This is a genomic window from Frateuria sp. (assembly GCF_013362045.1).
GTDB lineage: Bacteria > Pseudomonadota > Gammaproteobacteria > Xanthomonadales > Rhodanobacteraceae > Frateuria_A.
On sequence record NZ_JABFWW010000209.1, the window covers coordinates 21621 to 27986 of the forward strand.

Annotated in this window: 7 protein-coding genes; 4 read left to right on the top strand and 3 right to left on the bottom strand. The window is 67.8% G+C overall.

The window, feature by feature from the left end; all coding sequences use genetic code 11:
* Positions 1 to 37: 37 nt before the first annotated feature.
* Positions 38 to 433 (bottom strand): cytochrome c, encoded by a 396-nt coding sequence (locus HOQ08_RS10060; RefSeq protein WP_291193986.1) that lies wholly within the window; start codon positions 431 to 433, stop codon positions 38 to 40.
* A gap of 136 nt (positions 434 to 569) precedes the next feature.
* Here HOQ08_RS10060 and HOQ08_RS10065 point away from each other — a divergent pair, with 136 nt between their 5' ends.
* Positions 570 to 1355, top strand: a complete 786-nt coding sequence (locus HOQ08_RS10065) for a tRNA threonylcarbamoyladenosine dehydratase (protein WP_291193989.1) — start codon at positions 570 to 572, stop codon at positions 1353 to 1355.
* Positions 1356 to 1492: 137 nt separating this feature from the next.
* Here HOQ08_RS10065 and phbB read toward each other — a convergent pair whose 3' ends face one another.
* Positions 1493 to 2233, bottom strand: a complete 741-nt coding sequence (gene phbB, locus HOQ08_RS10070; protein ID WP_291193992.1) for an acetoacetyl-CoA reductase — start codon at positions 2231 to 2233, stop codon at positions 1493 to 1495.
* Between the two features lie 96 nt (positions 2234 to 2329).
* Complete coding sequence (gluQRS, locus tag HOQ08_RS10075) at positions 2330 to 3193, bottom strand: tRNA glutamyl-Q(34) synthetase GluQRS (RefSeq protein ID WP_291193995.1); 864 nt, start codon at positions 3191 to 3193, stop codon at positions 2330 to 2332.
* 108 nt (positions 3194 to 3301) lie between these two features.
* On the opposite strand from gluQRS, the gene HOQ08_RS10080 reads away from it, so the two are divergent.
* From HOQ08_RS10080 to htpG, 3 genes are all read left to right on the top strand, one after another.
* Positions 3302 to 3517 (top strand): hypothetical protein, encoded by a 216-nt coding sequence (locus HOQ08_RS10080; RefSeq protein WP_291193998.1) that lies wholly within the window; start codon positions 3302 to 3304, stop codon positions 3515 to 3517.
* A 243-nt stretch (positions 3518 to 3760) separates the two neighbouring features.
* Complete coding sequence (htpX, locus tag HOQ08_RS10085; RefSeq protein ID WP_291194001.1) at positions 3761 to 4654, top strand: protease HtpX; 894 nt, start codon at positions 3761 to 3763, stop codon at positions 4652 to 4654.
* 150 nt (positions 4655 to 4804) lie between these two features.
* Positions 4805 to 6366: molecular chaperone HtpG (gene htpG, locus HOQ08_RS10090; protein ID WP_291194004.1), on the top strand; the 1562-nt coding region annotated here is incomplete at its 3' end.

Consider the following 6366-nt stretch of genomic DNA (forward strand, 5'->3'; position numbering starts at 1 on the left):
CTGGCATCGACCTGGCATCCAGCCGTGTGGTCCGGGCCTAGCGGTATTGCTGGTGGCAGGACTGGCAGGCATCGTCGACGGGCTTGATCGCCGTGGCGAGCGCAGCGCAATCGAGGGGATGCGCCTGCACGGCGCCCTGCAGCGCGGTGCGCAGGCGGCCGGCATGGTTGACGAAATCCTGCTCGGCGCCGGGGAAGGCCTCGGCGATGTCGGCGGAGGTGGATTGCAAGCGCAGCAGGTGGTCGTTGACCTGGGCGGCGTCGCATTGCCTGGCCTTCACCGCCTGGCTCAGCGCCCCCATGTGGTGGCCCATTACCGTCATCACCGCATGCGGCATCGGGTTGCGACTGCCCAGCGCCTTCATGGCGAACACGGTGCCGAGGGCGCCGATGACCAGGCCGAGCAGGATAAGCAACGCGGAACGTGCATTCATGGGGAGCCGCCTTGAACCTTGGAAAAGCCAGAATACCGAAGCGCTGCCCGCTTTCGTAGCCGTAAAATGGTCTTTTGGCACGTAGGAAACCGCGGGCGATGACAGGCAGCCTCCACCCCGTCCACGGGAAATCCGCATGAGCGGACCGCACTACCCGGCCGAGCGCTTCGAGGGCGTCGAGCGCCTGTACGGGCGCGGCGCCATCGAGCGCCTGATGGATGCGCACGTCTGCGTGATCGGCATCGGCGGCGTCGGCTCCTGGGCGGTCGAGGCGCTGGCCCGCAGCGGGGTGGGGCGGCTGACCCTGATCGACGCCGACGAGGTATGCGTCTCCAATACCAACCGCCAGCTGCATGCGCTGGACGGCCAGTGGGGCAAGCCCAAGGTGGGCGTGATGGCCGAGCGCGCGCACGCGATCAATCCGCGCATCCGGCTCGAGGCGATCGAGCGCTTCCTCACCACCGCCACGCTGGACGAACTGCTCGACCGCGGCTACGACGTGGTGCTGGATGCCTGCGACGCCTTCCGGGTAAAGCTGGAGGCGATCGCCTGGTGCCGCCGGCGCAAGCTGCCGATGGTCACCGTGGGTTCGGCCGGTGGGCGCACCGACCCGACCCAGATCCGCGTGCGCGACCTTTCGCGCACCGAGCACGACGCGATGTTCAGCCTGATCCGCAAGAAGCTCCGGCAGGATTTCAACTTCCCGCGCAACCCCGATCGTTACTTCGGCGTGTCGGCCGTCTATTCACTGCAGAATGTGCAGTACCCGCAGCCGGACGGCAGTGTCTGCGGCCTGCGCCCGCCCGGTGGTGATTCGCTCAACCTGGCCTGCGGCGGCGGACTGGGAGCGGCCACGCATGTCACCGGGTCCTTCGCGTTCGCGGCGGTGGGCAAGGTGCTGGAGAAGGTGCTGGAGAAGTAGCCGGAGGTTTTCTTTCTCTTCGGGAAGAGGATCGAGGTGAGGGCGGGGCCCGCAGGAAGCAGGTTGAAAGCAGGCCCCTTTGCGGTTGTCCCGCAACAGCGTTCCCTCGCCCCTGCCCTCTCCCCGCGAGGGAGTAGTCACCAGCCCATGTAATGCCCGCCGTTGATCGCCAGGTTCGCTCCGGTGATCCAGCTGGCCTCGTCGGTGGTGAAGAAGGCCACCGCATGCGCGATCTCCTCGGGCCTGCCCAGCCGCCCGATCGGGATCTGCGCCACGATCTTCTCGCGCACTTCCTCGGGCACGGCCATCACCATGTCGGTGCCCACGTAGCCGGGCGAGACGGTGTTGACGGTGATGCCGAACTTCGCATTCTCCTGCGCCAGCGAGATGGTGAAGCCGTGCATGCCCGCCTTGGCCGCGGCGTAGTTGGCTTGGCCGTACTGGCCCTTCTGGCCGTTGATCGAGCTGATCTGCACGATGCGGCCCCACTTGCGCGCGCGCATGCCTTCGATCACCGGCCGGGTGACGTTGAAGCAGGCGTTCAAGTTGGTGTTCACCACCTCGGACCACTGCTGGTAGTCCATCTTGTGGAAGGTGGTGTCGCGGGTGATGCCGGCGTTGTTGACCAGGATGTCGACCGGGCCGCAGTCCTTTTCCACCGCACGCACCATCGACTCGGCGGAGGCCGGATCGGCCACGTCGCCGGGGACCATGCACACGTCGATGCCCTCCGTCGCCATCGCGGCACGCCAGGCGTCGGCCTTGGCCGCATCGCGATAGTTGGTGGCGACACGGTGCCCCTGGCGCGCCAGGTAGCGGACGATGGCGGTGCCGATGCCGCCGGTACCACCGGTGACCAGTGCAGTGCGTGGATTCATTGCCAGGGTTCCCGAAATCAGAGCGGATGACGATCGCAGCCCTCCGCATGTATACCCCAACTTCGTGACGGCTGCCGCGCAGGCCCGTATCGGGAGTCAGGCCGGGCGTGCTGCCAGATGCGGCAGGCGCGCCGGCTCGAAGCCGTCGAGGGCGGCCTTCAGCAGTGCCTCCGGGGTGCGTGCCGTCGCGGACGTCTGGACGTCCAGAAACGCCAGCGCCCGGCGCAGTGCCGGCACGGGATCGGCGGGGTCCACCGGGTGCGCCCGCTCGGATTTGGACAGCTTGCGCCCGTGGGCATCCAGCGCTAGCGGCAGGTGGAGGTAGGTGGGAGTGGGCAGCGACAGGCAGCGCTGCAGCCAGATCTGTCGCGCCGTGGAGTCGAGCAGGTCGGTGCCGCGCACCACCTCGGTGATGCCCTGAAAGGCATCGTCCACCACGCAGGCGAGGTGATAGGCATGGAGGCCCTCGACCCGGCGGATCACGAAATCGCCCGCCTCGTCGCGCAGGTTCTGCTGCTGCCGGCCTTGCAGGGCGTCGTCGAAGGCAACGGCCAGGTCCGGCGCGCGCAAGCGCCAGGCCGGCGGGCGGTCCGCTTGCGGCTGCGCGAGGCAATGCCCGTCGCGATGGAAGCCGCCCGCCTCGGCCAGCTGCGCCCGGCTGCACCAGCAGGGGAACACCAGCCCGGCCGCCCGCAACCGGTCGAATGCCTCCTGATGGGCTGCCTGCCGCTGCGACTGGTACAAGGGCGGCGCGTCGGCGACCAGCCCGAATGCCGGCAGCGCGGCCAGGATCGATTGCGCCGAGCCTGCCACCTCGCGCGGCGGGTCGATGTCATCCACCCGCAGCAGCCACTGCCCGCCCGCATGCCGCGCGCACAGCCAGCTGCCCACCGCGGCCACCAGCGAACCGAAGTGCAGCAGGCCGGTGGGCGAGGGGGCAAAGCGGCCGCGGTAGTTCATGCGGGAATTCTAAGATGCTCCGCAAGCCGGACGGTTCACCTGTCCGAAACCCTCCGGGCGCGAGCATCGTCGCTATCCGCGCACTTGCGTTCCGCCAGGAGGACAGCCATGACATTACCCATGCCGGGCCACGAGGATCCCCGCGAACACACCCGCAGGATCAAGGGCATGTTGCGCGAGGCCATGGACCTCGTCCGCCAGGACGTGCCCAAGGTCTCCGATCCCAAGGCGCAGGCGCTGTTCGAGACCTCCGCCGAGGTGCTGGGCGGCCTGATCACGGCCTACGAGCACTTCGAGCAGCGCAGCGAAGACGCCTGGCGCTAGCCGAACCGCCGCTGGCGGAATCGCGGGGCGCCCTGCCGGGGGCGGACGCCGGCCGGGTCTGCCGCCGGATCGGCTGTGCCGCTTCGTGGTGCCGGCCGACCCGCCACCACCGCGCCAGGCGATCCGCCGGGCGCGTCGTTGCCGGCCCGTGCGCCGGCGCACCTCTTGAAACTATTGCCCGCCGCCCCGAGTCTCAGCCCGTGGCGCGAGCCACCTTTTCATGACTGCCAAAACGAGACAGCCGTGCGTCGAATCGCTCTTTTCCTTGCTACCAACATCGCCGTCCTCCTGCTGCTGAGCATCGTCTGCCGCCTGTTCGGCATCGACCAGTGGGCCGCCGCCCACGGCTACGGCGGCATGACCGGCCTGCTCGTCTATGCCGCCGTGTTCGGCATGGGCGGTGCGTTCATTTCACTGGCGATGTCCAAGACCATCGCCAAGTACTCCACCGGCGCGCAGGTGATCGAGCAGCCGCGCAACGAGACCGAGCGCTGGCTGCTCGACACCGTGCGCCGCCACGCGCAGAACGCCGGCATCGGCATGCCCGAGGTGGCCGTCTACGACGCGCCGGAGATGAATGCCTTCGCCACCGGCATGACGAAGAACAGTTCTCTGGTGGCGGTCAGTTCCGGCCTGCTGCAGCAGATGGACCGCGAGCAGGTCTCCGCCGTGCTCGGCCACGAGATCGGCCACGTCGCCAACGGCGACATGGTCACGCTCACGCTCATCCAGGGCGTGCTCAACACGCTGGTGATCCTGGCCGCGCGGGTGGTCGGCAACCTGGTCGACAGCTGGCTTTCCGGCGGCCGCGACAACCGCGGCGGCAGCGGCATCGGCTACTTCGTGACGGTGATGGCGCTGCAGGTGGTGTTCGGCCTGTTCGCTTCGATGATCGTGGCGGCCTTCTCGCGCTGGCGCGAGTTCCGCGCAGACCATGCGGGCGCGACGTTCGCCGGCCGCGGCGCGATGATCTCCGCGCTGCAGCGGCTCAAGGGCGACCACGGCGAGACCACGCTGCCCAAGGCGATGGCCGCCTTCGGCATCTCCGGCCACATGGCCGCCGGCCTGCAGCGCCTGTTCATGAGCCATCCGCCGCTGGACGAGCGCATCGCCGCGCTGCAGGCGGCGCGCGCCTGATCCTGAGTTCCCTCTCCCACCGGGAGAGGGTTGGGGGAAGGGTTTGGTGGCGCAGGCCAGCGCGCTCCGCCCGAACCTCCATCCGCCCTGCCGGGCACCCTCTCCCGGGGAGAGGAAATCAATCTACGACCCACTGGAAGCACCACCGCAATGACCGCATCCACCGAAACCCGCAAGTTCGAAGCCGAGGTCGCCCAGGTCCTGCACCTGGTCACTCATTCGCTCTACTCGCACAAGGAAATCTTCCTGCGCGAGCTGATCTCCAACGCCTCCGACGCCTGCGACAAGCTGCGCTTCGAGTCGATCGCCCACCCCGAGCTGCTCGCCGGCGAGGGCGAACTGCACATCGACGTGAGCTGGGACGAGCAGGCGCGCACCGTCACCGTGCGCGACAACGGGATCGGCATGAGCCGTGACGAAGTCGTGGCCAACATCGGCACCATCGCAAGCTCGGGCACCCGGCGCTTCCTGGAGGCCATGAGCGGTGAGCAGAAAGCCGACGCGCGCCTGATCGGCCAGTTCGGCGTGGGTTTCTATTCGGCCTTCGTGGTCGCCGACAAGGTCACCGTGCTCACCCGCCGCGCCGGTGCGCCGGTGGGCGAGGGCGTGAAGTGGGAGAGCGACGGCAAGGGCGAGTATTCGCTGGATCAGCTCGAACTCGGCGAGCGCGGCACCACGGTCATCCTGCACCTCAAAGCCGACGAGGACGAATTCCTCAAGCGCTGGCAGCTGTCTTCGCTGATCCGCAAGTACTCCGACCACGTCGCCTTTCCGATCCGCATGCCGAAGGAAGAGAACGGCAAGCCCACCGCCGAGTGGGAGACCGTCAACGACGCCGGCGCGCTGTGGACCAAGCCCAGGAGCGAGATCAGCGACGAGGACTACCAGAGCTTCTACAAGTCGCTGGGCCACGACTTCAACGATGCGCTGGCCTGGACGCACAACCGCGTCGAGGGCAGCCAGAGCTTCACCACGCTGCTGTATCTGCCCGCGCAGCCGCCGTTCGACCTGATGATGGGCGGCCGCGACGAGCGCAAGGGGCTCAAGCTCTACATCAAGCGCGTCTTCATCATGGATGCGGCCGAGGAACTGCTGCCCAATTACCTGCGCTTCGTGCGCGGGGTGGTCGACGCCGACGACCTGCCGCTCAACGTCAGCCGCGAGATCCTCCAGCACAACCGCCAGCTCGAGCGGATCAAGGCCGCCTGCGTCAAGCGCGTGCTCGACCTGATCGAAAAGCTCGCCAAGGACGAGCCGGAAAAATTTGCCACCTTCTACAAGGCCTTCGGCAACACGCTCAAGGAAGGCGTCAGCGAGGACGCCAACAACCGCGAGCGCATCGCCAAGCTGCTGCGCTACGCCTCGACCAAGGGCGAAGGCGCCAGCCAGGCGACCAGCTTCGACGATTACGTCGGCCGCATGAAGGTCGGCCAGGACGCGATCTGGTACATCACCGCCGACAGCTACAAGGCCGCCGCCGGCAGCCCGCAGCTGGAAGCGTTCAAGGCCAGGGACATCGAGGTGCTGCTGATGTCCGACCGCATCGACGAGTGGATGCTCGGCAGCCTCAGCGAATACGGCGGCAAACCGCTGAAGAACGTCGCCAAGGGCGAGGTGCCGCTCGACGAGGCCGACAAGCAGAAGCAGGAGGAAACCGTCAAGGCGGCCGAACCGCTGCTCAAGAGGCTCAAGGACCTGCTCGGCGAGCGCGT

What these genes read in the sequence shown, in the direction of transcription:
- HOQ08_RS10060 (WP_291193986.1), bottom strand. Translation starts at nt 433, where the DNA reads ATGAATGCACGTTCCGCGTTGCTTATCCTGCTCGGCCTGGTCATCGGC.
- gluQRS (WP_291193995.1), bottom strand. Translation starts at nt 3,193, where the DNA reads ATGAACTACCGCGGCCGCTTTGCCCCCTCGCCCACCGGCCTGCTGCAC.
- phbB (WP_291193992.1), bottom strand. Translation starts at nt 2,233, where the DNA reads ATGAATCCACGCACTGCACTGGTCACCGGTGGTACCGGCGGCATCGGC.
- HOQ08_RS10080 (WP_291193998.1), top strand. Translation starts at nt 3,302, where the DNA reads ATGACATTACCCATGCCGGGCCACGAGGATCCCCGCGAACACACCCGC.
- HOQ08_RS10065 (WP_291193989.1), top strand. Translation starts at nt 570, where the DNA reads ATGAGCGGACCGCACTACCCGGCCGAGCGCTTCGAGGGCGTCGAGCGC.